This is a genomic window from Iodidimonas sp. MBR-22 (assembly GCF_029946565.1).
Taxonomy (GTDB): domain Bacteria; phylum Pseudomonadota; class Alphaproteobacteria; order Sphingomonadales; family Rhodothalassiaceae; genus Iodidimonas; species Iodidimonas nitroreducens.
Map to the genome: position 1 here is coordinate 53,787 of NZ_JARKVQ010000008.1, position 25,189 is coordinate 78,975.

Genomic DNA, 25,189 nt, shown 5'->3' on the forward strand with positions numbered 1-25,189 from the left:
CCCCGCCTATTTCAACGGCCACGACGCGATTGCGGGGGTGTAGCTCAGTTGGTTAGAGCGCTGGCCTGTCACGCCAGAGGCCGCGGGTTCAAGTCCCGTCACTCCCGCCAGTCGTCGTTGATGCTGTTTGTCTGTCCAGATAAACAGGGCGCGGACTTTCGCGATTGCGGGGGTGTAGCTCAGTTGGTTAGAGCGCTGGCCTGTCACGCCAGAGGCCGCGGGTTCAAGTCCCGTCACTCCCGCCACTTTTTCCATTTATATTATGTCCATTCCATTCAATATTAGCATTATAGTTGCGAATTGTTCGCAGAATTATCTGTTCACAATGATGCGACAAATGGCCCAAAGCCTGTCGATTGTTCTTTTTATGATCCTCACATGCCTTTATGCATATGCCGGGCTTTGAAATCGGCCTCATCTTTGCTATAGCGCAACCGTCGCGTCTGTCTTGATGCGGCCTTGTCTTCAAACCAAAGGGCCTTGGGCATCTGGATAAAGCCTGAAGCGATTTGGATCTCTTTACGGAGCGTTCCGTGGAAACCTATTTGTTGAACTATCTGCCAATCCTCATCTTTTTGGGTGTGGCCATCGCTTTTTCGGTTATTTTCGTTGGCGCTGCATGGTTCCTTGCGGAACAGCATCCCGATGGCGAAAAGCTTTCGGCCTATGAATCGGGCTTTGCCCCTTTTTCGGATTCGCGCTCACAATTTGACGTGCGTTTTTATCTCGTTGCGATCCTCTTCATCATTTTCGATCTGGAAGTGGCCTTTTTGTTCCCTTGGGCGGTGGCGCTTGGGGATATCGGCCTTTATGGCTTCTGGTCGATGATGGGATTCTTAGGGATATTGACCGTTGGGTTCATCTATGAATGGAAGAAAGGGGCTTTGGAATGGGAGTAGAGAACCAAGGATCGGTTGCGCCTGCACAAGGTCTTGCCGCCCCCGCAGATGATGCCTTTTTCAAGGATGTTCGGTCGGAACTGACGGACAAGGGTTTTCTGGTCGCCAAAGCCGATGATCTGATCAATTGGGCCCGCACCGGCAGCCTTTGGTGGATGACCTTTGGGCTTGCCTGTTGCGCCGTCGAGATGATGCACACCAATATGCCGCGCTATGATCTGGAGCGTTTTGGCGCGGCGCCGCGTGCCTCTCCCCGGCAATCCGATGTGATGATCGTGGCGGGCACCTTGTGCAATAAAATGGCACCGGCCATGCGCAAGGTTTATGATCAGATGTCTGAGCCGCGCTATGTCATTTCCATGGGGTCTTGTGCCAATGGCGGGGGCTATTATCACTATAGCTATTCCGTGGTGCGGGGCTGTGATCGCATCGTTCCGGTGGATATCTATGTGCCGGGATGTCCGCCAACGGCGGAAGCGCTGCTTTATGGAATCCTTCAGCTTCAACGGAAAATTCGTCGCACCGGCACCTTGCACCGCTAGGCTTTGATGGGGCATAGGGTGCCCTCGATCAAGGCTTTGGCGGCGCAGATGATGAACGCGATATCAATGAACGGATGATGATCATGACGGCCACGGCGCTCGAACAGCTTGGCAAACATATCGAGACAGCGCTCGAAAATGAGGTGACGGGTTATACCATCGCCAATGACGAGCTGACAGTGACGGCAAGAACGGATCAGATCGTCAAGGTTCTGACCTATCTGCGCGATGATACCGACTGTAAATTCCGCATTCTGGTCGATATTTGCGGGGTGGATTGGCCCCAGCGTGCCATGCGCTTTGATGTGGTTTATCATTTGCTGTCGATGCATCTCAATCAGCGGGTTCGGATCAAGGTCGAGGCCGATGAACGGACGCCTGTGCCTTCGGTGGTTTCGGTTTTCTCGGCTGCCAATTGGTTTGAACGGGAATTGTGGGATATGTATGGCGTTATGGTTTCGGGCCATCCCGATTTGCGGCGCATCCTCACCGATTATGGATTCCAGGGGCATCCTTTGCGCAAGGATTTCCCCCTCAGCGGCTATGTTGAACTGCGCTATGACGAAGATCAAAAGCGTGTTGTGTATGAGCCCGTGAAGCTTGCCCAGGAATTTCGCAATTTCGATTTTCTCAGCCCATGGGAAGGCGCGCGCGCAGTGCTTCCCGGCGATGAGAAGGCGGATGGCGCTGAAAAGGGAGGCGCATGATGCAAAATGATCGCCAGATCAAGAACTATCACCTTAATTTCGGGCCGCAACATCCTGCGGCGCATGGGGTTTTGCGTCTGATTCTTGAGCTTGACGGTGAGGTTGTGGCGCGGACCGATCCCCATATCGGCCTGCTGCACCGGGGTACCGAAAAGCTGATCGAGCATAAAACCTATCTGCAGGCCATTGGCTATTTCGACCGCCTTGATTATGCCGCGCCGATGAACCAGGAACATGCTTATGCGCTGGCCATTGAAAAAGCGCTGCGGATCGATGTGCCGATCCGGGGCCAATATATCCGCGTGCTTTATGCGGAATTGACCCGGATCATGAACCATATCCTCAATCTCACCACCCATGCCATGGATGTGGGGGCCCTGACGCCGATCCTGTGGGGCTTTGAGGAGCGCGAGACCTTATGCGAATTTTATGAGCGGGCTTCGGGATCGCGGATGCATGCCAAATATTTCCGCCCCGGCGGGGTGCATCAGGATCTGCCGCCCGATCTGATCGATGATATCTGGAAATGGACCGAAAGCTTTCCCAGGGTTATCGCCGATATGGAAACGCTACTGGTGGATAACCGGATTTTCAAGCAGCGCAATGTGGATATCGGTGTTGTGAGCCAGGAGCAGGCCCTTGATTGGGGGATGTCTGGACCGATGCTGCGCTCAACCGGATTGGCTTGGGATCTGCGCAAATCGCAGCCCTATGATGTTTATGATCGCATGGATTTCGATATTCCCGTGGGCAAGCATGGCGATTGTTATGATCGCTTCATCTTGCGGGTCGAAGAAATGCGGCAATCCTTGAAAATCATGCGTCAGTGCATTCACGAGATGCCTGCCGGTGAGGTTTTGACCGAGGATCGCAAGATTGCGCCGCCGCGTCGGGCCGAGATGAAACAATCGATGGAAGCCCTGATTCACCATTTCAAGCTTTATACCGAAGGCTATAAAATCCCCGCTGGTGAGGTTTATGCCGCAGTGGAGGCGCCGAAGGGGGAATTTGGGGTCTATCTGGTGTCCGATGGTACGAACAAGCCCTATCGCTGCAAGATCCGGGCGCCCGGTTTCGCTCATTTGCAGGCCATGGACATGATGCTTGAAGGTCATATGCTGGCGGATGTGCCAGCGGTTCTGGGCTCGATCGATATCGTGTTCGGTGAAGTTGACCGCTGAGGAAGGGTAGACGAGATGCTAAACGTCATTGAAAGCGGTGGAGCGTTCAATTTTTCCGATGAGAATCAGGAAAAAATCAAGACCATTCTGGCGAAATATCCTGATGGTCGTCAAAGATCGGCTGTGATGCCCTTGCTCTATCTGGCGCAGGCACAGAATGGCGGCTGGGTGAGCAGTGAAGCGGTTGAGAAAATCGCGGAAATCCTGTCCTTGCCCAGAATTCAAGTGATTGAGGTGGCCACTTTTTACACCATGTTCAACCTAAAGCCCATTGGCCGTTATCATGTGCAGCTATGCGGCACCACGCCCTGCTGGCTGCGGGGATCGGATGAGGTGATGCGGGCCTGCAAGGATATGGGCCTGCAAAAGGGCAAAAGCACGGATGACATGCTGTTTCATCTCACCGAGGTGGAATGTTTGGGGGCCTGCTGCAATGCCCCGATGGTCCAGATCAATGATGATTTTTATGAAGATCTCGACTATGACCGCATGACCGCGATTTTAAAGGCTCTGAAGCGGGGCGAAGTGCCGCCGCCGGGTCCGCAAAATGGGCGTCAGGCGTCTGCCCCTGAAGGGGGTCCTGTGGTCTTGCGCGATATGGTTCCCGCCGCAGCGGGTAAGGAGTAAAGCGATGCTGAAAGATCAGGACCGCATCTTCACCAATCTTTATGGCTTCCAGCCCTGGGGTATTGATGGGGCCATCAGCCGTGGTGATTGGGATGGCACGAAAGAGATCATGGCCAAGGGTCAGGACTGGATCATCGGCGAGATGAAAGAATCCGGCTTGCGCGGGCGGGGGGGGGCAGGCTTTCCCACCGGGCTGAAATGGTCATTCATGCCCAAGGAAAGCAAGGATGGTCGCCCAAGCTATCTGGTGATCAATGCTGATGAATCCGAGCCCGGCACCTGCAAAGACCGCGAAATCATGCGCCATGATCCCCATAAGCTGATCGAAGGGGCTTTGCTGGCGGGCTATGCCATGCGGGCGCGGGCGGCCTATATTTATATTCGCGGAGAATATGTTCTCGAGGCTGAACGGCTGGAGCAGGCCGTGGCGCAAGCCTATGAAAAGGGCTTTTTGGGCAGCAATGCCTGCGGTTCGGGCTATGCTTATGATGTGTATGTGCATCGTGGGGCCGGCGCCTATATTTGTGGCGAGGAAACGGCCCTCATCGAAAGTCTTGAGGGCAAAAAGGGCCAGCCCCGCCTGAAGCCGCCATTTCCCGCCAATGTGGGTGTATTTGGCTGCCCAACCACCGTGAATAATGTGGAATCGATTGCGGTTGCCCCCACCATTTTGCGCCGGGGGGCAAGCTGGTTTTCCGGTTTTGGGCGGCCCAATAATACGGGTACCAAGATTTTCTGTATTTCCGGCCATGTGAATACGCCGTGCAATGTGGAAGAGGAAATGAGCATCCCCATGCGGGAACTGATCGAGAAACATGCCGGTGGTGTGCGGGGGGGCTGGGATAACCTGCTGGCCGTCATTCCCGGCGGCTCATCGGTGCCGCTTTTGCCCAAATCCATCTGCGATACGGTGTTGATGGATTTCGACTCCCTGAAGGAAGCGCAATCGGGCCTGGGAACGGCGGCGGTGATCGTGATGGATAAATCCACCGATATCGTGAAGGCCATTGCCCGGCTCAGCTATTTCTACAAGCATGAATCCTGTGGCCAATGCACACCCTGCCGCGAAGGAACCGGCTGGATGTGGCGGGTGATGGAACGGCTGGTGCTGGGCAAGGCGGAAAAAGAAGAGATCGACATGCTGCTCGATGTTTCAAAGCAGGTCGAAGGCCATACCATCTGCGCCTTGGGCGATGCGGCGGCCTGGCCTATTCAGGGGCTGATGCGCCATTTCCGCGATGAGGTGGAACGCCGGATCGATGTTTATCATGGTCGTCAGGTGACCGAAGCTGCCGAATGAAGACCTTGTTGGGCGCGACCTCCGATAGGTTCGACCCAAAAGAAACTGTTAAGGTGAGACGCGAATGCCAAAGCTGACAATCAACGGCAAGGAAATCGAGGTTGCGCCCGGCTCGACGATTTTGCAGGCGTGCGAGGAAGCGGGCGTTGAAATTCCGCGCTTTTGCTATCACGAGCGTCTTTCGGTCGCCGGAAATTGCCGCATGTGCCTTGTCGAGGTGAAACCCGGACCACCCAAGCCACAGGCATCCTGCGCTTTGCCTGCCGCCGATGGTCAGGAAGTGCGCACCGATAGCCCCATGGTGAAAAAAGCCCGGGAAGGCGTGCTGGAATTTCTGCTGATCAATCATCCGCTGGATTGCCCGATCTGCGATCAGGGCGGCGAATGTGATCTGCAGGATGAAACCATGGCTTATGGCCGTGGGGCAAAGCGCTATGATGAAAATAAACGCGCCGTGGCCGAGAAGAATATGGGGCCGCTGGTCAAAACCATCATGACCCGCTGCATCCATTGCACCCGCTGCATCCGCTTTTCTGAAGAGGTGGCGGGCGTCACCGAAATCGGGGCGATCTATCGTGGCGAGAATATGCAGATCACCACCTATCTTGAACAGGCAATGGAAAGCGAATTGCAGGGCAATGTGATCGATCTGTGCCCGGTGGGCGCGCTCACTTCAAAACCCTATGCTTTCAATGCCCGGCCCTGGGAATTGATCAAGACCGAATCCATCGATGTCATGGATGCGGTGGGCTCGAATATCCGGATCGATGCGCGGGGACGCGATGTGATGCGGATTTTGCCCCGCAATCATGATGATGTGAATGAAGAATGGATTTCGGATAAAACCCGCTTTGCCTGTGATGGCCTTTTAAAAGGGCGGCTCGATCGCCCTTATGTCAAGCGCGATGGCAAGCTGGTGGAAGCCAGCTGGGCGGAAGCCTTTGCCGCGATCAAGGATGGCATCTCGGGCCTTGATGGCAGCCAGATTGCCGGATTGGTGGGCGATCTCAATGAGCTTGAAGGTACCTACGCCTTCCGCGAACTGCTTAAAAATCTTGGCTCCAGCCGGATTGAATGCCGCCAGAATGGTGCGGCCTATGATATCCGCCAGCGGGCATCCTATCTGTTCAATACCGGCATTGCGGGCATCGAGGAAGCGGATTTCTGCCTCCTTGTTGGGGCCAATCCGCGCCATGAAGCGGCCATTTTGAATGCCCGGATTCTAAAGGCCACCCGGCATCGCGGTTTGAAAGTCGCCAATATCGGCCCGGCCCTTGATCAAACCTATGCGGTTGAGCAGCTTGGCGATGATGCCGCTATTTTAAGCGATATTTTGGCGGGCAAGCATCCGGTTGCCAAAAAGCTGGCGGCCGCCGATCGCCCGATGATCATTTTGGGCGAACAGGCTCTGGCGCGTCCGGATGGTGCGGCGATTTTGAAGGCTGGTCATGATATTGCCGAGAAATTCGGCCTCATGTCTCTGGATTGGAACGGCTTTAATGTTCTTCACAGCGCCGCTGCGCGGGTGGGTGCTTTGGATTTGGGCCTTGTGTGTGATGGTGGCGTTGAAGGCATTTTGGCTGATGCTGCCTCTGGGACATTGAAAGCTGTGTTTTTGCTGGGGGCGGATGAAATCAACCCATCGCGCCTTGCCGATTGCTTCACCGTTTATATCGGCAGCCATGGCGATCATGGCGTGCAGCAGGCGGATGTGATTTTGCCAGCGGCGGCCTATTCGGAAAAGCCGGGGCATTATCTCAATCTGGAAGGGCGGGTGCAATTGGCGAACCGGGCCGTCTTCCCGCCCGGGCAGGCGCGCGAGGATTGGACGATTTTCCGTGCCCTTTCGGCGGAAATCGGGCCTGCGCCTTTGCCGTTCGACAGCATTGATGCCCTGCTTTCCGCGCTTTATGAAGTCTTGCCGCATCTGGCTGATGTGGATGTGCGTCCGCAGGCCCAATGGGATGATTTCGGCTCTGATGGTGCGATAGCCCGAGGGCCTATTCCACTGAAACATATCGATTTCTATCAAAGCAATCCGATTGCGCGGGCCTCGAAAACGATGGCCGAGTGCAGTGCGGTGAAACGTCAGAAAATGGAGGCGACGGGTACCCATGGTTGAATGGCTCGCCGGCATTTATGGTGGCACTGATGCTGCCTGGTTTTTTTCCATCGTCACATGGATCATGGCGATTGTCGCCCCGCTCCTTCTTGGCGTTGCATTTGCGGTTTATGCGGATCGCAAGATCTGGGCGGCGATGCAGTTGCGCCGGGGTCCGAATGTGGTGGGGCCGTTCGGTCTTTTCCAAAGCTTTGCCGATGGTCTGAAGCTTTTCATCAAGGAAACCGTTGTTCCCTCGGGCGCCAACAAGGGCATCTTCATTCTGGCGCCGATGCTCACCTTTGTTCTGGCCCTGATCGGTTGGGCGGTTATTCCCTGGGATGTCGGGGCGGTTCTGGCAGATATCAATGTGGGGATTTTATATATCTTTGCCATTTCCTCTTTGGGGGTTTATGGGATCATCATGTCGGGCTGGGCTTCAAATTCCCGCTATGCCTTTTTGGGCGGGCTGCGTTCGGCGGCGCAGATGGTATCTTACGAAGTCTCGATGGGTTTTGTTCTGGTCACTTTGATCAGCTATGCGGGGTCTACCAATCTTTCGGCCATCGTCGAAAATCAGGCTGGCGGCTTCTGGCAATGGCATTTCATCTGGTTTTTCCCAATGTTCGTGATCTTTCTGATTTCGGCTATGGCGGAAACCAATCGTCCGCCTTTCGATCTGCCCGAAGCCGAAGCGGAATTGGTGGCCGGTTATCAGGTGGAATACAGCTCGATGGCCTTCGCGCTGTTCTGGCTGGGGGAATATGGCAATATTCTGCTGATGTGCGCGCTCACCTCCGTGCTCTTTTTCGGTGGATGGTATGCGCCTATTCCGGCCCTTGATTTCATTCCCGGCCCGCTGTGGATGATCGGCAAGATCTGTTTCTTCTTCTTCATCTTTGCCTGGGTGAAAGCAACGGTGCCGCGCTATCGCTATGATCAGCTCATGCGGCTGGGTTGGAAAGTGTTTTTGCCTTTGTCTTTGGCGGCGGTGGTTTTCTACACCGGCTGGGGCATGGCATTTGGCTATATTGGTAATTAAGAGAGGCGGGTAAGATCATGATTGCCTTTCTGGACAGAACGGCGCGCAGCTTCCTTTTATGGGAATTCGTTAAGGCCATGGGGCTGACCTTCAGCTATATGTGGAAGCCCAAAACAACTATCAATTATCCTTATGAAAAAGGTCGGCTTTCGGCTCGTTTTCGGGGTGAGCATGCGTTGAGGCGCTATCCCAATGGCGAGGAACGGTGCATCGCCTGCAAATTATGCGAAGCCATCTGCCCGGCATTGGCGATTACCATCGAAGCCGAACCGCGCGAAGATGGCTCTCGGCGTACCACTCGCTATGATATCGATATGGTGAAGTGTATCTATTGCGGATTGTGTCAGGAAGCCTGCCCGGTGGATGCCATCGTTGAGGGGCCGAACTTTGAATTTGCGGCGGAAACCCGTGAAGAGCTTTTATACGACAAAACAAAACTTCTTGATAATGGCGACCGCTGGGAACGCGAGATTGCCGCGAACCTTGCGCAGGATGCGCCTTATCGTTAGGAAACGATCCACGGCCCGTTCGGGGCCAAACTCATGAGAATGAAGCCACATATGCTGATCATCAGGGGGCGCGAGATGTGCACCATCCAGACTTTGGAAAAAACGCGGGGGACATGGCAATGAGTTTGACCGCTCTGGCGTTTTATCTGTTTGCTTCGATCACGGTTTTATCGGGGTTCATGGTCATTTCTTCACGCAATCCCGTGCATTCGGTTTTGTTTTTGATCCTGGCCTTTTTCAATGCTGCGGCTTTGTTCCTGCTTTTGGGGGCCGAGTTTCTGGCAATGATCCTGTTGATCGTTTATGTGGGCGCGGTGGCCGTTTTGTTCCTTTTCGTGGTGATGATGCTTGATATCAATTATGTCGAGCTGCGCGAGGGTTTTTTGCAATATCTGCCCATCGGCACGCTGGTGGGTTTGATCCTGCTGGTTGAACTTTTGATGGTTGTGGGGGCCTGGCAACTGACACCGGCCATCGATGCCGCTCCGGCTTTAACGGCTGATCCCGATCTTACCAATACGGCGGCTTTGGGCTCTGTTCTCTATACCCGGTATCTTTATGTGTTTCAGGCGTCCGGGCTGGTGCTTTTGGTGGCGATGATTGGTGCCATCGTCCTCACCCTGCGCAGTCGGCCCGGGGTGAAACGTCAGGATATATCAGCGCAAAACCGCAGAAATTCTAAAGATACCATCGAGATCAAAAAAGTGAATGTGGGTGAGGGGATCTGATCCTCATCTGCCATTCGGACAACTCTGGAGAAGGACGTATTCATGGAGATCGGTCTCGGCCATTTTCTCACGGTTGCGGCGATTTTGTTCACGCTGGGGATCTTCGGAATTTTCCTCAACAAAAAGAACGTCATCATCATTTTGATGTCGATCGAATTGATGCTGTTGGCGGTGAACATCAATCTCGTTGCCTTTTCTTCCTATCTGAATGACCTCACCGGGCAGGTTTTCGCCATGTTCGTGCTGACGGTCGCGGCTGCGGAAGCGGCCATCGGATTGGCCATTCTCGTTGTGTATTTCCGTAATCGCGGAACCATCGCGGTTGAGCAGATCAACCAGATGCAAGGCTGAACCAGATGTCTCAATTTCATATCATCGTTTTCGGCCCCTTGCTGGGCTTCCTGATAGCCGGTCTGTTTGCCAGACAAATCGGGGATCGCGGCGCCATGGCCATCACCACGGGCCTTGTCACCTTATCCGCCATTCTCTCGGCTTTTGTGCTGAAGGATGTTGCCTTTGATCATAATCAATATCGCATTCTTGTGCTGGAATGGGTGCGCTCGGGCAGCCTCAGCTTTGATTGGACGCTTTATATCGATAGCCTGACAGCGGTGATGCTGGTGGTGGTCAATACGGTGTCGGCGCTGGTGCACTGGTATTCCATTGGCTATATGAGCCATGATCCCCATCGCGCCCGCTTTTTTGCCTATCTCTCGCTCTTTACCTTTGCGATGCTGATGCTGGTGACCAGTGATAATCTGGTGCAGATGTTCTTTGGCTGGGAAGGGGTGGGCCTGGCGTCCTATCTGCTGATCGGTTTCTGGTTCAAAAAACCCAGTGCCAATGCCGCTGCGATCAAGGCTTTTGTGGTCAATCGGGTGGGGGATTTTGGGTTCAGCCTGGGCATTTTCGCCCTTTTCCTGCTCACCGGTTCCGTGATTTTCGAAGATATTTTCCAATCTCTTGAGGGCTTTGCGGATGCGCGCTTTGTCTTTTTAGGGATGGATGTGCATGCCCTCACCACCATTGCGGTGCTTTTGTTTGTTGGGGCGATGGGGAAATCGGCGCAGTTGTTTTTGCATACCTGGCTGCCCGATGCGATGGAGGGACCGACGCCCGTTTCCGCCCTCATTCATGCTGCGACCATGGTCACCGCCGGGGTCTTTCTGATGGCCCGGATGTCGCCTCTTTTGGAACTGGCACCCGGCGCGCTCACTTTGATCATGATTATTGGCGGGGCTACGGCCTTTTTCGCGGCGTCGGTTGGCCTTGTGCAGAATGATATCAAGCGCGTGATTGCTTATTCCACCTGCTCGCAGCTTGGATATATGTTCGTCGCTATCGGGGCGTCCGCCTATGGGGCGGCTATTTTCCATCTGTTCACCCATGCCTTTTTCAAGGCTCTGCTGTTTTTGGGTGCGGGTTCCGTCATTCATGCCATGTCGGATGAACAGGATATGCGCAAGATGGGGGGCTTATCGAAGATGATCCCGCTCACCTATCTGATGATGATGGTGGGCACGCTGGCGCTCACCGGCTTTCCCTATACAGCCGGGTTCTTTTCCAAGGATATGATCATCGAATCCGCTTTCGCGACCCATAATCCGGCAGCGAGCTTTGGCTTTTTGATGACCGTTATTGCCGCCTTCATGACCAGTTTTTATAGCTGGCGGCTGGTGTTCATGACCTTCCATGGCACGCCTCGTGCCGATGAGAAAATCCTGAGCCATGTGCATGAAAGCCCGGCTGTGATGTGGGTGCCTCTGGCCATCTTGGCGATTGGTGCGGTGATTGCCGGGGTGGTTTTTTCCGATGCCTTCATTGGCGAGGGGCGATTGGCCTTCTGGGCGGGATCGCTGGTGGCTGCCGAAGGCGATGTGATGGATGAAGCCCATCATATTGCAAGCTGGATCAAATGGCTGCCAACCGGCATGATGGCTTTGGGCTTTGCCCTTTCTTTCCTCTTTTATATCGCAAAGCCCGGCTTGCCCGCAGCGATGGCCAGAACATTCCCGGCGGCCTACCAGTTCCTGCTCAATAAATGGTATTTCGATGAGCTTTATGATCGGATTTTCATCCGTCCGGCCTTTTGGATCGGTCGTTTCCTGTGGGTGAGGGGGGATCAGAAAACCATCGATGGATTGGGGCCTGATGGCATCGCCGCGCAGGTGATGGCCGCCGCCCGCCGCGTGCGGGTTCTGCAATCGGGCTATGTTTATCATTATGCCTTCGCGATGCTGATCGGCATTGCGCTCGTTATCACCTATTTTGTCCTGACCGGGGGGGGGTTTTAAGGTATGGCGGATTGGCCCATCCTGACCGCGCTATTGCTTGTTCCACTTTTTGGCGCGCTTTTGATCCTCTCCATTCGTGGCGAGAGTGATCAGGTAAAACAGAATATCCGCTATGTTGCCATGTTCACCACATTGGCCGAGCTCTTGCTCGCAGTCATCATGTGGATCATGTTCGACGTGGGCGAAGCTGGCTTTCAGCTTGTTGAAGACCATGCCTGGATCGGAGACTCGATCCGCTACAAGCTGGGTGTGGATGGCATTTCCATGCTGTTCATCGTTCTAACGGCCTTCCTGATGCCTTTGTGCATTCTGGCCAGCTGGCAATCGGTGACCCGCCGGGTCAAGGATTATATGATCGCCTTTCTGGTCATGGAAACCTTGATGATCGGTGTGTTCAGCGCCCTTGATGTATTCCTGTTCTATATTTTCTTTGAAGGCGGCCTGATCCCGATGTTCCTGATCATCGGGGTTTGGGGGGGTGCGCGGCGCATTTATGCCTCGTTCAAATTCTTCCTCTATACCCTTTTGGGTTCGCTTTTGATGCTGGTAGCCATCTTGTGGATGTATCTGGATGCCGGCACGGCCGATATCCCCACTTTGCTCGATGCCGATTTCCCGGTGCATGTGCAAACATGGCTTTGGCTGGCGTTCTTTGCATCCTTTGCGGTGAAGATGCCGATGTGGCCGGTTCACACCTGGCTGCCCGATGCCCATGTGGAAGCGCCCACAGCGGGTTCGGTCATTCTGGCCGGGGTGATGCTGAAGATGGGCGGCTATGGTTTCTTGCGTTTTTCCATCCCCATGTTCCCCGAGGCTTCAGAAACATTGATGTGGCTGGTCTTTGGCCTGTCGATGGTGGCGGTGGTCTACACCTCGCTCGTGGCTTTAGTGCAAGAAGATATGAAAAAGCTGATTGCCTATAGCTCGGTCGCGCATATGGGCTTTGTGACCATCGGGATTTTCGCCCTCAATCCGCAGGGTGTGGGGGGCGGCATTTTTCAGATGCTCAGCCATGGTGTGGTATCAGCCGCTTTATTCTTGTGTGTAGGCGTGGTTTATGATCGCCTCCACACGCGGGAGATTTCGCGCTATGGTGGCCTTGTCAATATCATGCCGAAATATGCGCTGGTCTTCATGATCTTTGCCATGGCCTCTGTGGGCCTGCCGGGGACCAGCGGCTTCGTGGGGGAATTCCTCGCGCTCACCGGGGCTTATCTGGCCGATAGCCGGGTTGCCTTTGTTGCGGCGCTCGGGGTTATTCTGGCCGCAGCCTATATGCTTTATCTTTATCGCAGGATCTTTTTTGGCGCTCTCATCAAAGAAGATCTCAAGGCATTGCGGGATTTGAATGGGCGGGAAATTGCGATTTTCGCGCCACTGATCGCCGTTGTTTTGTGGATGGGTTTTTATCCGAAGCCTTTTCTTGATGTGATCAATCCTTCGGTCGAGGCGCTGTTGCGTGCGCATCAGGTCTCGATTGCGGCTCCGCTTGCCGATCCTCTCGATGTACAGGCTGCCGAACCTGCCCTTGATGACCAATAAAGGACTGATTGAGACATGCCAGACGTTCTAACTGTTCTGCCGGAACTGATCCTCGCTTTGGGGGCCATGGGGCTTTTGATGATCGGTGTCTTCAATCAAGATAAAAGCTTTGGGCTTTTAAACTGGCTGGCCTCCGGTTTGTTTGTGGCAGCGTTTATTGCCATGATCGCCACATCCTCGGGCCGGGTGACGGCCTTTGGCGGGCTTTTCATCACCGATGATTTTGCCCTGTTCATGAAAACCGTGATTTTGACCGGAGCCATTTTTGCCCTTGGTCTTTCCGGCCAATATCTGCGGGAACGGGGGATTGCGCGTTTTGAATATCCCGTTCTGATCGTGCTGGCGGTTCTGGGGATGCTGATGATGGTTTCGGCCAATGATCTGCTGTCCCTTTATATTGGTCTGGAACTGCAAAGCCTGTCTCTTTATATCCTCGCCGCCTTCAATCGCGATAAGCTGCGCTCTTCGGAAGCCGGGTTGAAATATTTCGTTCTGGGTGCCCTTAGCTCCGGCCTGATGCTCTATGGCATTTCTTTAATCTATGGCTTTTCGGGGAGCACGTCATTTGAAGCCATCGCCGCTTATGGGGCAGGGGATGGGGCCAATGCCATCGGCCTGATTTTTGGGATCGTTTTTCTCATTTCCGGGCTGGCTTTCAAGGTCTCTGCGGTGCCATTCCATATGTGGACGCCTGATGTTTATGAAGGTGCGCCTACACCCGTCACCGCCTTTTTCGGGATTGCGCCCAAGGTGGCGGCGATGGCTTTGTTCATCCGCGCCCTGATCGTGCCCTTTCCCGATCTGGTTGATCAATGGCAGCAGGTTGTGATTGCGCTTTCTGTGGCCTCGATGGTTTTGGGGGCTTTCGCGGCCTTGATGCAAACCAATATCAAGCGGCTGATGGCCTATAGCTCGATTGCCCATATGGGCTATGCCCTCACCGGGCTTGCCACCGGCACCATCGATGGGGTGCAGGGTGTGCTTGTGTATATGGCGATCTATATGGTGATGACGGCGGGCACCTTTGCGCTGATCTTGTCGATGCGCCGCAAAGATGGCCTGACCGAAGATATTGCGGATCTGGCGGGCCTTGCAAAATCGCGCCCGGCTTTGGCCGCCGCCATGGCCATCTTGATGTTCAGCATGGCCGGCATTCCTTTATTGGCGGGTTTTTTCGCCAAGCTCTATGTGTTTCTGGCGGTGGTGAATGCCGGGCTCTATTGGCTGGCTGTGGTGGGCTTTGTCACATCCACGGTGGGTGCGGTCTATTATCTGCGGATCGTAAAGCTGATGTATTTCGATGAGCCCAATGAAACGATCGAACCATTGAAAGACAATGGCATTGCGGCTGTTGGTTTTGTTTCAGCGGCGCTCAATTCCCCCTTGCATCTTGTGCTGATCTGGCCTTTGACTGTGGCGGCCGGGGTTGCAGCACAATCGCTTTTCTAATGCGCCAAGCGGTATGATAGCCCTTGGCGGCGGGGTGCCGTGCCTTTGGCTTGATCAGGTGGATAGCACCAATGATGAAGCCCGCAGGCGGGTGGTGAGCGGCGCGCAGGGGCCTTTATGGATTTGTGCCCGGGTGCAGGAAAAAGGGCGCGGGCGGCGCGGGCGGCAGTGGGTCTCGAAAGATGGCAATTTATTTGCCTCCTTGCTCTATCGTCCGGTGCGGCCTTTATCGCAAAGGGCGCAGTTGTCTTTCGTGGCGGCCCTTGCACTTCATGATGCGCTGACCCATGTCTCGGGTGAACTGTCGGGGCGACTATTCTGTAAATGGCCCAATGATCTGCTGCTCGATGGCGCAAAGATTGCCGGAATTTTGCTGGAAAGCGAACAGGATTGGGTGGTCATGGGGTTGGGCGTCAATCTTTTGCACGCCCCTGATGATAGCGAACGTCCGGCTATTTCGTTGCAAAAGGCAATCGGGCTTGCCATCGATCGATTGGATATGCTGAAGGCCCTGAGCCATTCGACTCAAATCCGCGTGGCCCAATGGGAAGAAGACGGGTTCGCCCCGATCCGTGAAGATTGGCTGGCCCGTGCAACCGGCTTGGGATCGGATATCGTGGTGCGCCTTGAAGAGACTGAATTGCACGGGCGTTTTTGCGGCCTGGCCGATGATGGTGCGCTTTTGCTGCGCCCCCGATCTTTGGGATTGGATGGAAAGTCGGCTGATCCGCATGCGGGGATGATCAGAATAACCGCCGGTGATGTGTTTCCGGTGCTAAAGGGGGCGTGAGCCGTGCTACTAGCGATCGATCAAGGCAATACCAATACCGTTTTCGCCCTTCTGGATGGCGAGGCGATCATCCGCAAATGGCGCATTTCTACCGATGAAAAGCGAACCGCTGATGAATATATGGTCTGGATTTCAGCCCTTTTGAAACTGTCTGAAATGTCGGTCTCCGATATTCAGGGCGCGGTGATTGCGACTGTGGTGCCGCAGGGCAAGCTCAATCTGGTTTTGTTGTGCCGGCGCTATTTTCGCTGCGATCCGCTGGTGGTGGGCGATCCCAATGTTGATTTAGGTGTCGATGTGCGGGTCCATAATCCACAGGAAGTGGGAGCCGACAGATTGGTGAATGCCGTGGCGGCCGATCATATCTATGGCGGGCCTTTGGTGATTGTGGATTTCGGCACAGCCACCACATTTGATGTGATTGGCGGCGATGGGGCCTATCTTGGCGGGGTGATCAGCCCCGGGATTAATTTATCCCTGAAGGCTCTGCATGAAGCCGCCGCCAAATTGCCGCGTATTGCCGTTGAAGCCCCGCTGAGTGACCGGGTAACAGGTCGTTCCACCCTGGAGGCCATGCAATCGGGCGTATTCTGGGGCTATGTGGGTTTGGTTGATGGCATCAATGAGCGCCTGCGCGCTGAACATGCCGCTGATATGAAGGTGATCGCCACGGGCGGTCTGGCAAAGATATTTTACGGTCGGGCGAAAAGCATCGACCAAGTGGACCATGATCTGACAATTGCGGGCATGCGACTGTTGTTTTTAAAAAACCAACATAAATGCACCCCGGTACCGGATGAGGATTGAGATTTTTTCTGATGACATTTGAAGGCATGAAAGACGACGATCTTGTGTTCTGCCCCTTGGGCGGATCGGGCGAGATTGGCATGAACATGAATTTGTTCGGGTGCAATGGCCAATGGTTGATGGTTGATTGCGGGATGACCTTTGGCGATGACAGGCTGCCCGGCATCGATCTGGTGTTTCCTGATCCCGGCTTTATCGAGGATCGCCGCGATGATCTGGTGGCTTTGGTGCTGACCCATGGTCATGAAGATCATATCGGCGCCGTTCCTTATTTGTGGGAGCGCTTGCGTTGCCCGATCTATGCCACCCCCTTTACCGCCGAACTGGTGCGGGGAAAACTGGCCGAAGCCGGTCTTCTTAATGAGGTGACATTGCATGTCATTCCGGTGGGGGGCACGTTGGAAGCGGGCTGTTTCAAGGTGACCTATGTGCCTTTGGCCCATTCCATTCCTGAAGGCCATGGACTGAAGATCGAAACCCCTCATGGGACCATTTTTCATACCGGTGATTGGAAACTGGATGATGTGCCGCAGATCGGCAGCCCCACATCAGAGGCCGATCTGGGCCTGATGGGGGATGGCGGCATTCTGGCGATGATCGGCGATAGCACCAATGTGTTTAACAGCCGCCAATCGGGATCGGAAGAAGGTGTTCGCACGGCGCTGATCGATCTGGTTGGCACATTGGAAGGCCGGGTGGTGATCACCACCTTTGCCTCGAATGCGGCGCGGCTGAAAACCGTGGCGGAGGTAGCGCAAAAACATGGTCGCAAGATCGTTCTGGCTGGTCGCTCCATGCATCGGATCGTCGAGGCGGCACGGAAAACCGGCTATCTCCCCGATTGGCCGGAAACGGTGCCCGAGGACAAGGCATCGTCTTTGCCCCGCAATGAAGTGCTGATTTTATGCACCGGCGGGCAGGGCGAGCCCCGAGCCGCTTTGGCACGCATTGCGGCGGGCGATCATCGCAATCTTTCTCTCGCGGCAGGGGATACGGTGATTTTCTCATCCAAAATCATCCCCGGCAATGAGCGCGTGCTGGGTTTTCTGATGAATAAACTGGCGCTTTTGGATGTGGATGTGATCACCGAGCGGGATGCCGATATTCATGTCTCGGGCCATCCCGGACGGCCGGAACTGGAACGGATGTATGGCTGGATCAAGCCGCAGATCGCTATCCCCGTGCATGGGGAAGCCCGACATTTGAAGCATCATGCGGCTTTTGCCAAATCTTTGGGCGTGCCCCACGCATTGGCCCCCAAAAATGGCGATATCATTCGTCTGGCGCCGGGGCCTTTGGCTTTGGTGGATCAGGCCCCCGCCGGGCGTTTGGTGCTGGATGGGAAGGCTGTGATAGCGGTGAACCATGAAGCCATACAGGCGCGTCGGCGCTTGATGGAAAATGGTTTCGTCAGCCTTGTCATTCTGCAGGAAGATGATGGCAGCTTGTTGGGTGATCCCGAGATCATCGCCCAAGGCGTTGCGGGAATGGAGCCGGGGGGTGCCCTTGAAAGCGATCTGCTCGATGAAATCGATCAGGCCCTGACGAATTTATCGAGCCGGGAAATGCTGCTGGAAAAAACTGTGGCGGAAAGCGCCCGTATCGCTGCACGGCGTTTTCTGCGGATCAAAACCGGTAAAAATCCGCAGGTTGACGTGCGGGTGATCCGCTTTGATGATGAGCCCTTATGACGGCTTTTATCCATAGCTTCACCGAAAGGCACAGATGATGATCGGACGGCTTAATCATGTGGCGATCGTGGTTCCTGATCTTGAGGCGGCCACAAAGCTTTATCGCGATACATTGGGGGCCGAGGTGTCATCGCCCAAAGATCAGCCCGATCATGGGGTGACCACGGTTTTCGTTAAACTGCCCAATAGCAAGATCGAATTTCTGCATCCCCTGGGCGAAATGAGCCCGGTGGCCAAATTTCTGGAGCGCAATCCTGCCGGGGGTATTCATCATCTGTGCTATGAGGTGGATGATATCTATGCGGCCCGGGATCGGCTCTTGGCGGATGGCTTGCGGATATTGGGTGATGATGAGCCAAAGATCGGGGCCCATGGCAAGCCGGTGCTTTTTTTGCACCCGAAGGATTTCAACGGAACTCTGGTTGAAATCGAACAGGTCTGATCTGGATCAAGCATGTCTTATGTAACGGGAATAATGGTTTATCTTGTGCTGTGGTGGCTGGTTTTTTTCATGGCCCTGCCTATCGGCGTCACATCACAAGATGAATCGACCGATGACACGATCCCCGGAACCCCGGGAAGCGCCCCCGTGCGCCCGATGATCTGGCGAAAAGCCGGGGCTGCCAGCATCATCGCCGCGATTTTGTGGGTGTTTTTTTATATATTTATCGCCTAAGGGCCTGCTCTGTTTGTTGTTTTTACTACTTTAAATATTTTAATGATTGTTTGGAAATAAATATAATCGTCAGCGTTTTGCCTTAAAAATTTAATTCGGTAATTCTGGTTAAACACCAAATTATTTTGTAGTAATGGAATTTCTGATGTGTTCAGGAAGGAAAGGTCTACAAAAATGCCAAATCAACAGACAAAAACTCCTAAGCTATACTCTCGTTTTTCAAGAAATTTATTCTCAATATTTATAATCAGTTGTCCATCTTTTTCAATAGCTGAAACTTTACAGTCTGATGAATCAACGACTACGCAGTCTGAACAGAACTCTTCACGAGAGGGATCTCTGGTTCTTGAAGAAATTATGGTGACGGCACAAAAGCGCACACAATCTTTGCGTGATGTTCCATCATCGGTAGCAACATTTGGCGGTGATGCTTTGGATGTTTTAACATCACCGGGTTCAGATATTCGCGATTTGGCCGGGCGTGTTCCCAGTCTTAATGCCGAAGGCTCGAATGGGAATATCATGCCGCGCTTTTATATTCGTGGCCTTGGCAATACAGATTTTGATCTGAATGCTTCACAGCCGGTTGGGATTTATGTCGATGGTGTTGTGAAAGAAAATGTCCTTCTCAAAAGTCAGATGATGTTCGATATCGAACGGATCGAAGTTTTGCGTGGTCCGCAGGGCACGCTTTTTGGTCGCAACACACCGGCTGGGATCGTAAAGATTGAAACCCGCAAGCCAACCCATGAATTCGATGCCTATGCCCTGGCCAGCTATGGACGGTTCAACAGCTTCCAATTTGAAGGCGCCATGGGTGGCTCGATCATTGATGGTGTTTTGGCGGCGCGCGTTTCCGGGCGATTACAGCATCAGGATGATTATATTGATAATCTGGCGGAAAATGCGCCTGCCAATACTTTGGAATTGGGCCGTTTGAACGATATTGGCGGCCGGGTGCAGTTTCTCTACACGCCTACAGAAAATTTTTCTGCCTTGCTGAATTTTCACGCCCGCAGCTTTGATGGCGATTCAGAAATCTTCCGGGCCAATATCATCGCGCCCGGCGGGGGCTTTGTGGACGGGTTTCGGCGGGATCAGGTTTTCCAGGACGGCGAAAATGATCAGGGGCTGGATTTAAGGGGCGCTAGCCTGAGCATGGATTATGTGCGGGGGCCCTTGACCTTCACATCGATTACCGGCTTCGAAAATGCCAGCAAACCGATCGGGCGCGGGGACATTGATGGCGGTTTTGGTGCTGCATTTTTGGGCGAAGGGAATTTCGGACCCGGTTTCATCCCCTTTCCTTCGGCTTCAGGCTCGGATGTGCCTGATCTTGATCAATGGACCCAGGAATTCAGAGTTGCCGGTGAAGGTCTTGGGATCTTTGATTTCCAAGCCGGTTTTTTCTATTTCTCGGATGATATCAGGATCAATAATTTCAGCTTCGACACCTTGAACAATAACGCTCTGAATGGGGCTGCCAGCCAAAGACAGCAAACCGAAGCCTGGGGGATTTTTGGTTCGGTCGATATTCATCTGACCCCCAGACTGACGGTGGCCGGTGGCGTTCGCTATACCGAGGAAGATAAGGATTTTCAGGCGGAAAGAACTTTGGGCGGTCCTGGCCCCCTGCCTTTAAGTTTTCGCTCCACAAGTGATGAGGTGATCAGTTGGGATGCCAGTGTCAATTATGATCTAAGCAGCAATACCACAGTTTATAGCCGGATTGCCCGGAGCTTTCGCGCGCCTTCCATACAAGGTCGCATTACCTTTGCAGATGATATCACGGTGGCTGACTCTGAAACAATTCTATCTATTGAGGCTGGTTTCAAAACCGAATTGTTTGATAATCGCCTGCGGCTCAATGTATCGGCCTTCAATTATGATATGGATGATCAGCAGCTCACGGCGGTTGGTGGCGATGTCAATACGGCCCGGCTTTTGAATGCACAGGATTCGGATGGTCGGGGCTTTGAAATGGATGCGGAATGGGCTGTGACCTCGGCTTTGAGGCTGACCGCAGGCATGAGCTATAATTTCACCAAGATCAATGATCCCGATATTCGTGTTCCCTTTCCGGGCGGGATTAATGGGGTTTGTCCGCAGACCTGTGTCATCGATAATCCAATTGTCGATGGCCTGATTTCCATTGATGGAAACCGTCTTCCGAATGCGCCGCGCTGGATTGCTAATTGGACAGCCCGTTACGGCATCCCCTTTGGTGAATCCCATGAGTTTTATCTGTTCACCGATTGGGCGCTGACCACGAAATCCAATTTCTTCCTCTATAATTCGCAGGAATTCAGCAATGGCACCAATGCTGTTGGTGGCGTGCGCATGGGGGCGAAGTTGAATGATGGTCGCTTTGATTTTGCGCTTTATGGTCGCAATATCACGGATCAAACATTCCTGCGCGGAGGCATTGATTTCAATAATCTGACCGGCTTTATCAATCCGCCGCCCTTATGGGGTGTTGAATTGCGGGCCAATTTCTAAAGCCAGTCGTTTTTGCAACATCGTTTTGCTCGTGAAGGGGCATGAAATATCTGCCCCTTCAAAGCAATAAGATCTGATGACATGCGAAAAGTCAGGCAAATGCCTGAAGGATAATAGCCATAAAAAAAGACAGGATCATCACATGACCCTGTCTTTATTAAACGCGGTTACAAAACCGTGAACCTGTCAGCCTTCTGGTGGCGACTTTATTTTCATATTCAGAGTTTTCCCCTCCCTGAACTTGGTCCGCGCCGCAGCTTTTAAAAGCCTCTTACGCGACGAGATGAACGTTACGCAGCAGGCCTTGCCCTGTCACCTGTCTCGGACCCGAAAAGCCGATTTATGGCCCATCTTTTCAGGCGCTGTTGCCGATATGCCACATTTTTATTCGGATATTGCGTCATAGCGCATCAGAATGCATTTGCCTTGGGTCCATTGTGTTTGGCAAAAGGAAGATAAACCGTTATCGGTTGCCTTCCACACTTTATGTCAGAAAGATTCGCTGCTCATGCGCCTGTCAAAACTTTTTCTGCCGGTAATGAAAGAAACGCCGGCTGAAGCCCAAATCATTTCCCACCGGCTTATGTTGCGAAGCGGCATGATCCGTCAGGCGGCGGCCGGGATCTATAGCTGGCTGCCTATGGGGTTGCGAGTGCTTCGCAATGTGGAACGGATCGTGCGCGAAGAACAGGATCGCGCCGGCGCTCAGGAAGTGCTGATGCCCAGCGTGCAGCAGGCTGATTTGTGGCGGCAATCGGGCCGCTATGATGCCTATGGCCCTGAAATGTTGCGGATCGTTGATCGCCATGAGCGGGAAATGCTTTTTGGTCCCACCCATGAAGAGCAGGTGACCGATATTTTCCGCAATTCGATCAAAAGCTATAAGGATCTGCCGCGCAATCTTTATCAGATTCAGTGGAAATTCCGCGATGAAATCCGCCCGCGTTTCGGGGTCATGCGGGGTCGTGAATTTCTGATGAAGGATAATTATTCCTTCGATCTGGATGAGGCGGCGGCGCGGCGTTCCTATAACCGGATGTTTGTCGCCTATCTGCGCACCTTTGCCCGCCTTGGCGTGCGGGCCATCCCCATGCGCGCCGATACCGGCCCTATTGGTGGCGATCTGAGCCATGAATTCATCGTGCTGGCCCCCACCGGGGAAAGTGCGGTTTTTTATGATCATGCTTTCAACCGCTTTGAAATTCCAGGCGAAGACATCGATTATGATGGCGATCTGCAGCCCATCGTCGATCATTGGACCAGCCTTTATGCCGCGACCGAGGAAATGCACGATCCCAAAGGCCAGAATGTGCCTGCTGATCATATGCTCATGACCGGTCGGGGGATCGAGGTGGGCCATATTTTCTATTTCGGCACCAAATATTCTGAACCCATGGGGGCTGTGGTGCAGGGCGCGGATGGCGAGAAGATCACCGTGCATATGGGCTCTTATGGCATTGGGGTATCAAGGCTGGTGGGGGCGATCATCGAAGCCAGCCATGATGATAATGGCATCATCTGGCCTGAAAGCGTGGCCCCTTGGCGGGTGGGACTGATTAATCTGCGCGGCGATGATCCGGCCTGCGCTGCCGCCTGCGATGATCTTTATGACAAGCTGGGCCGCGCGGGTGTTGATGTTCTTTATGATGATAGCGCCGAACGCGCGGGCGGCAAATTCGCCAAGATGGATCTGATCGGTTTGCCATGGCAGGTGATGCTGGGGCCGCGCGGGCTGAAAGCCGGGGTGGTGGAACTGAAAAACCGGGCCACCGGCGAACGCGAAGAACTGACAGCCGAAGCCGCTTTTGCCAAGCTGGCGGGTGGAAAGGGATGAGGTCTTTTGATTTCGCGCTTTGAATGGTCGGTGGCGATGCGCTATCTGCGCGCACGCCGTTCGGATGGGTTTATCTCGCTCATTGCCATTTTCTCTTTTTTAGGGATCATGCTGGGGGTGGCGACCCTGATCATCGTGATGTCGGTGATGAATGGCTTTCGTGCCGAATTGGTCTCGAAGCTTCTGGGCTTTAATGGCCATGTCATCGTTTCCGGCGTGGGCAATGAAATCGTTGATTATGGGGCCATCAGCACAGCCATTCGCAAGGTGGATGGGGTGGTATCAGCCTCGCCCTATATTCATGCACAGGTGATGGCGATCAAGGATGGCCGGGCTTCGGGCGCTTTTGTGCGCGGCCTGCCTGATGAAGACCTCGATTTCTCGAAGCTCGATGGCATGACCATTCGCAGCGGAAATTTGCAGCGTCTTGATTTTGAACGCACCATCGTCATGGGCTATCGTCTGGCCCGCAGCCTGGGCGTTGATGCCGGTGACGAAGTGACGCTGATCGCCCCAAGCTTTACCGCCACGCCCTTTGGCTCCTTGCCCCGGGGGATCGCCTTTGAGGTGGCGGCCACCCTTGATGTGGGGATCTATGATTTTGATAATCTGTTTATCGGCATGCCCTTAGCCGAAGCCCAGACATTTTTTCGCTATGGCAATGCGGTCACCAATATCGAGGTGATGGTGGAGCGCCCTGAAGATGTGGAGCGCTATCTTGCCCCCATCGATCAGGCGGCAGGCGCGATGAGCTATGTGACCACTTGGCGGCAAACCAATCAAAGCCTTGTGTCGGCGCTTGATGTGGAGCGCAATGTGATGTTTTTGATCCTCACCCTGATCATCGTGGTGGCGGCCTTCAATATCATTTCCAGCCTGATCATGCTGGTGAAAGACAAGGCCCGGGATGTGGCGATCCTGCGCACCATGGGGGCGAGCCAGGGTTCGATCATGCGGATTTTCATCATATCGGGCGCGAGCGTGGGGGTGGTGGGCACGGCTTTGGGGGTCATTATCGGGGTGCTGTTCTGTCTCAATATCGAGGCGATCAAATCCTTGCTTGAAGTTCTGACCGGGACCGATCTGTGGAATGCCGAGGTGCGGTTCCTGTCGGAAATTCCGGCGCTCGTCGATCCTGTGGAAGTGGTGATCATCGTATCCATGGCGCTGGTTTTGTCTTTTCTCGCCACCTTGCCCCCGTCCTTGCGGGCGGCGCGTCTCGATCCCGTTGATGTTTTGAGGTATGAATGACCGCCGCCATCGCCATCGTCGCGCTCACAAAAATCTATCGTCAGGGGCCGCGCAGCCTTGAGGTTCTGCATGATGTCAGCCTGTCTGTCGAACCCGGTGAGATCGTTGGGCTGATGGGGCAGAGCGGGGCCGGCAAATCCACCCTTTTGCACAGCGCGGGCTTGCTGGAACGCCCCACTTCCGGCGAAGTGTGGATCGAAGGCACGCCCTGCGCCACCGCTTCCGAGCGGGAGCGCACGAAGCTGAGGCTTGGAAAGCTGGGCTTTGTCTATCAATTCCATCATCTTTTGCCGGAATTTTCCGCCCTTGAAAATGTCGCCATGCCCCTCACCATTGCCGGGGTGCCTAAACCGCAAGCCGAGGCCCGGGCAACCGAAAGCCTCAGCCGCTTAGGGTTAGCGGATCGCTTGCATCACCGCCCCGGGCAGCTTTCGGGCGGCGAGCAGCAGCGCGTGGCCATCGCCCGCGCCTTGGCCAATAAACCGGCGGTTTTGCTGGCCGATGAACCCACGGGCAATCTGGACGAATCCACCGCCGGGCGGGTGATGAACGAATTGGTGGATGTTGCCCGGGAACAGGGATTGGCGGCTTTGGTGGCGACCCATAATCCCGGTCTGGCCGGGCGGATGGATCGCATTCTCACCTTGCGCGAAGGGCGTTTGCTCACGGATTGATGCCCCGAATGCAAGCGAAGGGTTATGTGTTTTCCTTCTCTTGTGT

General features: G+C 54.1%; 23 protein-coding genes and 2 tRNA genes. All 25 read left to right on the forward strand.

The features are described 5' to 3' along the window. Positions 1–33 precede the first annotated feature (33 nt). Positions 34–110: transfer RNA gene (locus QK300_RS07735), tRNA-Asp, on the forward strand. A 58-nt stretch (positions 111–168) separates the two neighbouring features. Further along, positions 169–245: transfer RNA gene (locus QK300_RS07740), tRNA-Asp, on the forward strand. A 288-nt stretch (positions 246–533) separates the two neighbouring features. Further along, positions 534–899 (forward strand): NADH-quinone oxidoreductase subunit A, encoded by a 366-nt coding sequence (locus QK300_RS07745; protein ID WP_042084471.1) that lies wholly within the window; start codon positions 534–536, stop codon positions 897–899. After that, entirely contained in the window at positions 890–1,441 is a 552-nt protein-coding gene (locus QK300_RS07750; protein ID WP_281301123.1) for an NADH-quinone oxidoreductase subunit B, read from the forward strand. Before QK300_RS07745 ends, QK300_RS07750 begins: the two co-directional genes overlap by 10 nt. 83 nt (positions 1,442–1,524) lie before the next feature. Continuing rightward, positions 1,525–2,148, forward strand: a complete 624-nt coding sequence (locus QK300_RS07755) for an NADH-quinone oxidoreductase subunit C (protein WP_281320833.1) — start codon at positions 1,525–1,527, stop codon at positions 2,146–2,148. After that, a complete protein-coding gene (locus tag QK300_RS07760; protein ID WP_348651853.1) occupies positions 2,148–3,329 on the forward strand; it encodes an NADH-quinone oxidoreductase subunit D in 1,182 nt (393 codons plus the stop codon). The genes QK300_RS07755 and QK300_RS07760 overlap by 1 nt, the downstream gene beginning before the upstream one ends. Before the next feature lie 15 nt (positions 3,330–3,344). Then, positions 3,345–3,956 carry an NADH-quinone oxidoreductase subunit NuoE gene (gene nuoE / locus QK300_RS07765; protein WP_281301126.1) on the forward strand — a complete coding sequence of 204 codons (612 nt, stop codon included), beginning with the start codon at positions 3,345–3,347 and terminating at the stop codon, positions 3,954–3,956. Between the two features lie 4 nt (positions 3,957–3,960). Then, a complete protein-coding gene (nuoF, locus tag QK300_RS07770) occupies positions 3,961–5,256 on the forward strand; it encodes an NADH-quinone oxidoreductase subunit NuoF (RefSeq protein WP_281301127.1) in 1,296 nt (431 codons plus the stop codon). A gap of 64 nt (positions 5,257–5,320) precedes the next feature. Next, positions 5,321–7,378, forward strand: coding sequence for an NADH-quinone oxidoreductase subunit NuoG (nuoG, locus tag QK300_RS07775; protein WP_281301128.1), 2,058 nt, complete (start codon positions 5,321–5,323; stop codon positions 7,376–7,378). Beyond that, complete coding sequence (gene nuoH, locus QK300_RS07780; protein ID WP_281301129.1) at positions 7,371–8,399, forward strand: NADH-quinone oxidoreductase subunit NuoH; 1,029 nt, start codon at positions 7,371–7,373, stop codon at positions 8,397–8,399. The genes nuoG and nuoH overlap by 8 nt, the downstream gene beginning before the upstream one ends. Positions 8,400–8,419: 20 nt before the next feature. After that, positions 8,420–8,908 (forward strand): NADH-quinone oxidoreductase subunit NuoI, encoded by a 489-nt coding sequence (gene nuoI / locus QK300_RS07785; protein ID WP_042084628.1) that lies wholly within the window; start codon positions 8,420–8,422, stop codon positions 8,906–8,908. 119 nt (positions 8,909–9,027) lie between these two features. Further along, positions 9,028–9,636 (forward strand): NADH-quinone oxidoreductase subunit J, encoded by a 609-nt coding sequence (locus QK300_RS07790; protein ID WP_281301131.1) that lies wholly within the window; start codon positions 9,028–9,030, stop codon positions 9,634–9,636. Between the two features lie 42 nt (positions 9,637–9,678). Beyond that, entirely contained in the window at positions 9,679–9,987 is a 309-nt protein-coding gene (nuoK, locus tag QK300_RS07795; protein ID WP_042084451.1) for an NADH-quinone oxidoreductase subunit NuoK, read from the forward strand. A 5-nt stretch (positions 9,988–9,992) separates the two neighbouring features. Beyond that, positions 9,993–11,930, forward strand: a complete 1,938-nt coding sequence (gene nuoL / locus QK300_RS07800; protein WP_281301132.1) for an NADH-quinone oxidoreductase subunit L — start codon at positions 9,993–9,995, stop codon at positions 11,928–11,930. A gap of 3 nt (positions 11,931–11,933) precedes the next feature. Further along, positions 11,934–13,472, forward strand: coding sequence for an NADH-quinone oxidoreductase subunit M (locus QK300_RS07805; RefSeq protein WP_281301133.1), 1,539 nt, complete (start codon positions 11,934–11,936; stop codon positions 13,470–13,472). Between the two features lie 15 nt (positions 13,473–13,487). Further along, complete coding sequence (nuoN, locus tag QK300_RS07810) at positions 13,488–14,921, forward strand: NADH-quinone oxidoreductase subunit NuoN (protein ID WP_281301134.1); 1,434 nt, start codon at positions 13,488–13,490, stop codon at positions 14,919–14,921. Positions 14,922–14,934: 13 nt separating this feature from the next. Continuing rightward, entirely contained in the window at positions 14,935–15,711 is a 777-nt protein-coding gene (locus QK300_RS07815) for a biotin--[acetyl-CoA-carboxylase] ligase (RefSeq protein ID WP_281301135.1), read from the forward strand. A 3-nt stretch (positions 15,712–15,714) separates the two neighbouring features. Beyond that, positions 15,715–16,518 carry a type III pantothenate kinase gene (locus QK300_RS07820; protein WP_281301136.1) on the forward strand — a complete coding sequence of 268 codons (804 nt, stop codon included), beginning with the start codon at positions 15,715–15,717 and terminating at the stop codon, positions 16,516–16,518. Between the two features lie 11 nt (positions 16,519–16,529). After that, complete coding sequence (locus QK300_RS07825; protein WP_281301137.1) at positions 16,530–18,209, forward strand: ribonuclease J; 1,680 nt, start codon at positions 16,530–16,532, stop codon at positions 18,207–18,209. A 37-nt stretch (positions 18,210–18,246) separates the two neighbouring features. Further along, the gene (mce, locus tag QK300_RS07830) at positions 18,247–18,651 is read left to right on the forward strand and encodes a methylmalonyl-CoA epimerase (protein ID WP_281320834.1); all 405 of its coding nucleotides are present in this window, start codon (positions 18,247–18,249) and stop codon (positions 18,649–18,651) included. Between the two features lie 12 nt (positions 18,652–18,663). Further along, complete coding sequence (locus QK300_RS07835; RefSeq protein ID WP_042084440.1) at positions 18,664–18,885, forward strand: DUF1467 family protein; 222 nt, start codon at positions 18,664–18,666, stop codon at positions 18,883–18,885. Positions 18,886–19,245: 360 nt separating this feature from the next. Then, complete coding sequence (locus QK300_RS07840) at positions 19,246–21,384, forward strand: TonB-dependent receptor (RefSeq protein ID WP_281320835.1); 2,139 nt, start codon at positions 19,246–19,248, stop codon at positions 21,382–21,384. 508 nt (positions 21,385–21,892) lie between these two features. Beyond that, positions 21,893–23,218 (forward strand): proline--tRNA ligase, encoded by a 1,326-nt coding sequence (gene proS, locus QK300_RS07845; RefSeq protein WP_042084621.1) that lies wholly within the window; start codon positions 21,893–21,895, stop codon positions 23,216–23,218. Between the two features lie 36 nt (positions 23,219–23,254). Beyond that, the gene (locus QK300_RS07850; RefSeq protein ID WP_348651854.1) at positions 23,255–24,469 is read left to right on the forward strand and encodes a lipoprotein-releasing ABC transporter permease subunit; all 1,215 of its coding nucleotides are present in this window, start codon (positions 23,255–23,257) and stop codon (positions 24,467–24,469) included. Beyond that, positions 24,466–25,143, forward strand: coding sequence for an ABC transporter ATP-binding protein (locus QK300_RS07855; RefSeq protein WP_281301141.1), 678 nt, complete (start codon positions 24,466–24,468; stop codon positions 25,141–25,143). The genes QK300_RS07850 and QK300_RS07855 overlap by 4 nt, the downstream gene beginning before the upstream one ends. Positions 25,144–25,189 lie beyond the last annotated feature (46 nt).

Excerpts from the sequence above, each read along its gene's own strand:
- QK300_RS07750 (WP_281301123.1), top strand. The coding sequence starts at position 890 with ATGGGAGTAGAGAACCAAGGATCGGTTGCGCCTGCACAAGGTCTTGCC.
- QK300_RS07755 (WP_281320833.1), top strand. The coding sequence starts at position 1,525 with ATGACGGCCACGGCGCTCGAACAGCTTGGCAAACATATCGAGACAGCG.
- QK300_RS07760 (WP_348651853.1), top strand. The coding sequence starts at position 2,148 with ATGCAAAATGATCGCCAGATCAAGAACTATCACCTTAATTTCGGGCCG.
- nuoE (WP_281301126.1), top strand. The coding sequence starts at position 3,345 with ATGCTAAACGTCATTGAAAGCGGTGGAGCGTTCAATTTTTCCGATGAG.
- nuoF (WP_281301127.1), top strand. The coding sequence starts at position 3,961 with ATGCTGAAAGATCAGGACCGCATCTTCACCAATCTTTATGGCTTCCAG.
- nuoG (WP_281301128.1), top strand. The coding sequence starts at position 5,321 with ATGCCAAAGCTGACAATCAACGGCAAGGAAATCGAGGTTGCGCCCGGC.
- nuoH (WP_281301129.1), top strand. The coding sequence starts at position 7,371 with ATGGTTGAATGGCTCGCCGGCATTTATGGTGGCACTGATGCTGCCTGG.
- QK300_RS07790 (WP_281301131.1), top strand. The coding sequence starts at position 9,028 with ATGAGTTTGACCGCTCTGGCGTTTTATCTGTTTGCTTCGATCACGGTT.
- nuoK (WP_042084451.1), top strand. The coding sequence starts at position 9,679 with ATGGAGATCGGTCTCGGCCATTTTCTCACGGTTGCGGCGATTTTGTTC.
- nuoL (WP_281301132.1), top strand. The coding sequence starts at position 9,993 with ATGTCTCAATTTCATATCATCGTTTTCGGCCCCTTGCTGGGCTTCCTG.
- QK300_RS07805 (WP_281301133.1), top strand. The coding sequence starts at position 11,934 with ATGGCGGATTGGCCCATCCTGACCGCGCTATTGCTTGTTCCACTTTTT.
- nuoN (WP_281301134.1), top strand. The coding sequence starts at position 13,488 with ATGCCAGACGTTCTAACTGTTCTGCCGGAACTGATCCTCGCTTTGGGG.
- QK300_RS07815 (WP_281301135.1), top strand. The coding sequence starts at position 14,935 with ATGATAGCCCTTGGCGGCGGGGTGCCGTGCCTTTGGCTTGATCAGGTG.
- QK300_RS07825 (WP_281301137.1), top strand. The coding sequence starts at position 16,530 with ATGACATTTGAAGGCATGAAAGACGACGATCTTGTGTTCTGCCCCTTG.
- mce (WP_281320834.1), top strand. The coding sequence starts at position 18,247 with ATGATCGGACGGCTTAATCATGTGGCGATCGTGGTTCCTGATCTTGAG.
- QK300_RS07835 (WP_042084440.1), top strand. The coding sequence starts at position 18,664 with ATGTCTTATGTAACGGGAATAATGGTTTATCTTGTGCTGTGGTGGCTG.
- proS (WP_042084621.1), top strand. The coding sequence starts at position 21,893 with ATGCGCCTGTCAAAACTTTTTCTGCCGGTAATGAAAGAAACGCCGGCT.
- QK300_RS07850 (WP_348651854.1), top strand. The coding sequence starts at position 23,255 with ATGCGCTATCTGCGCGCACGCCGTTCGGATGGGTTTATCTCGCTCATT.
- QK300_RS07855 (WP_281301141.1), top strand. The coding sequence starts at position 24,466 with ATGACCGCCGCCATCGCCATCGTCGCGCTCACAAAAATCTATCGTCAG.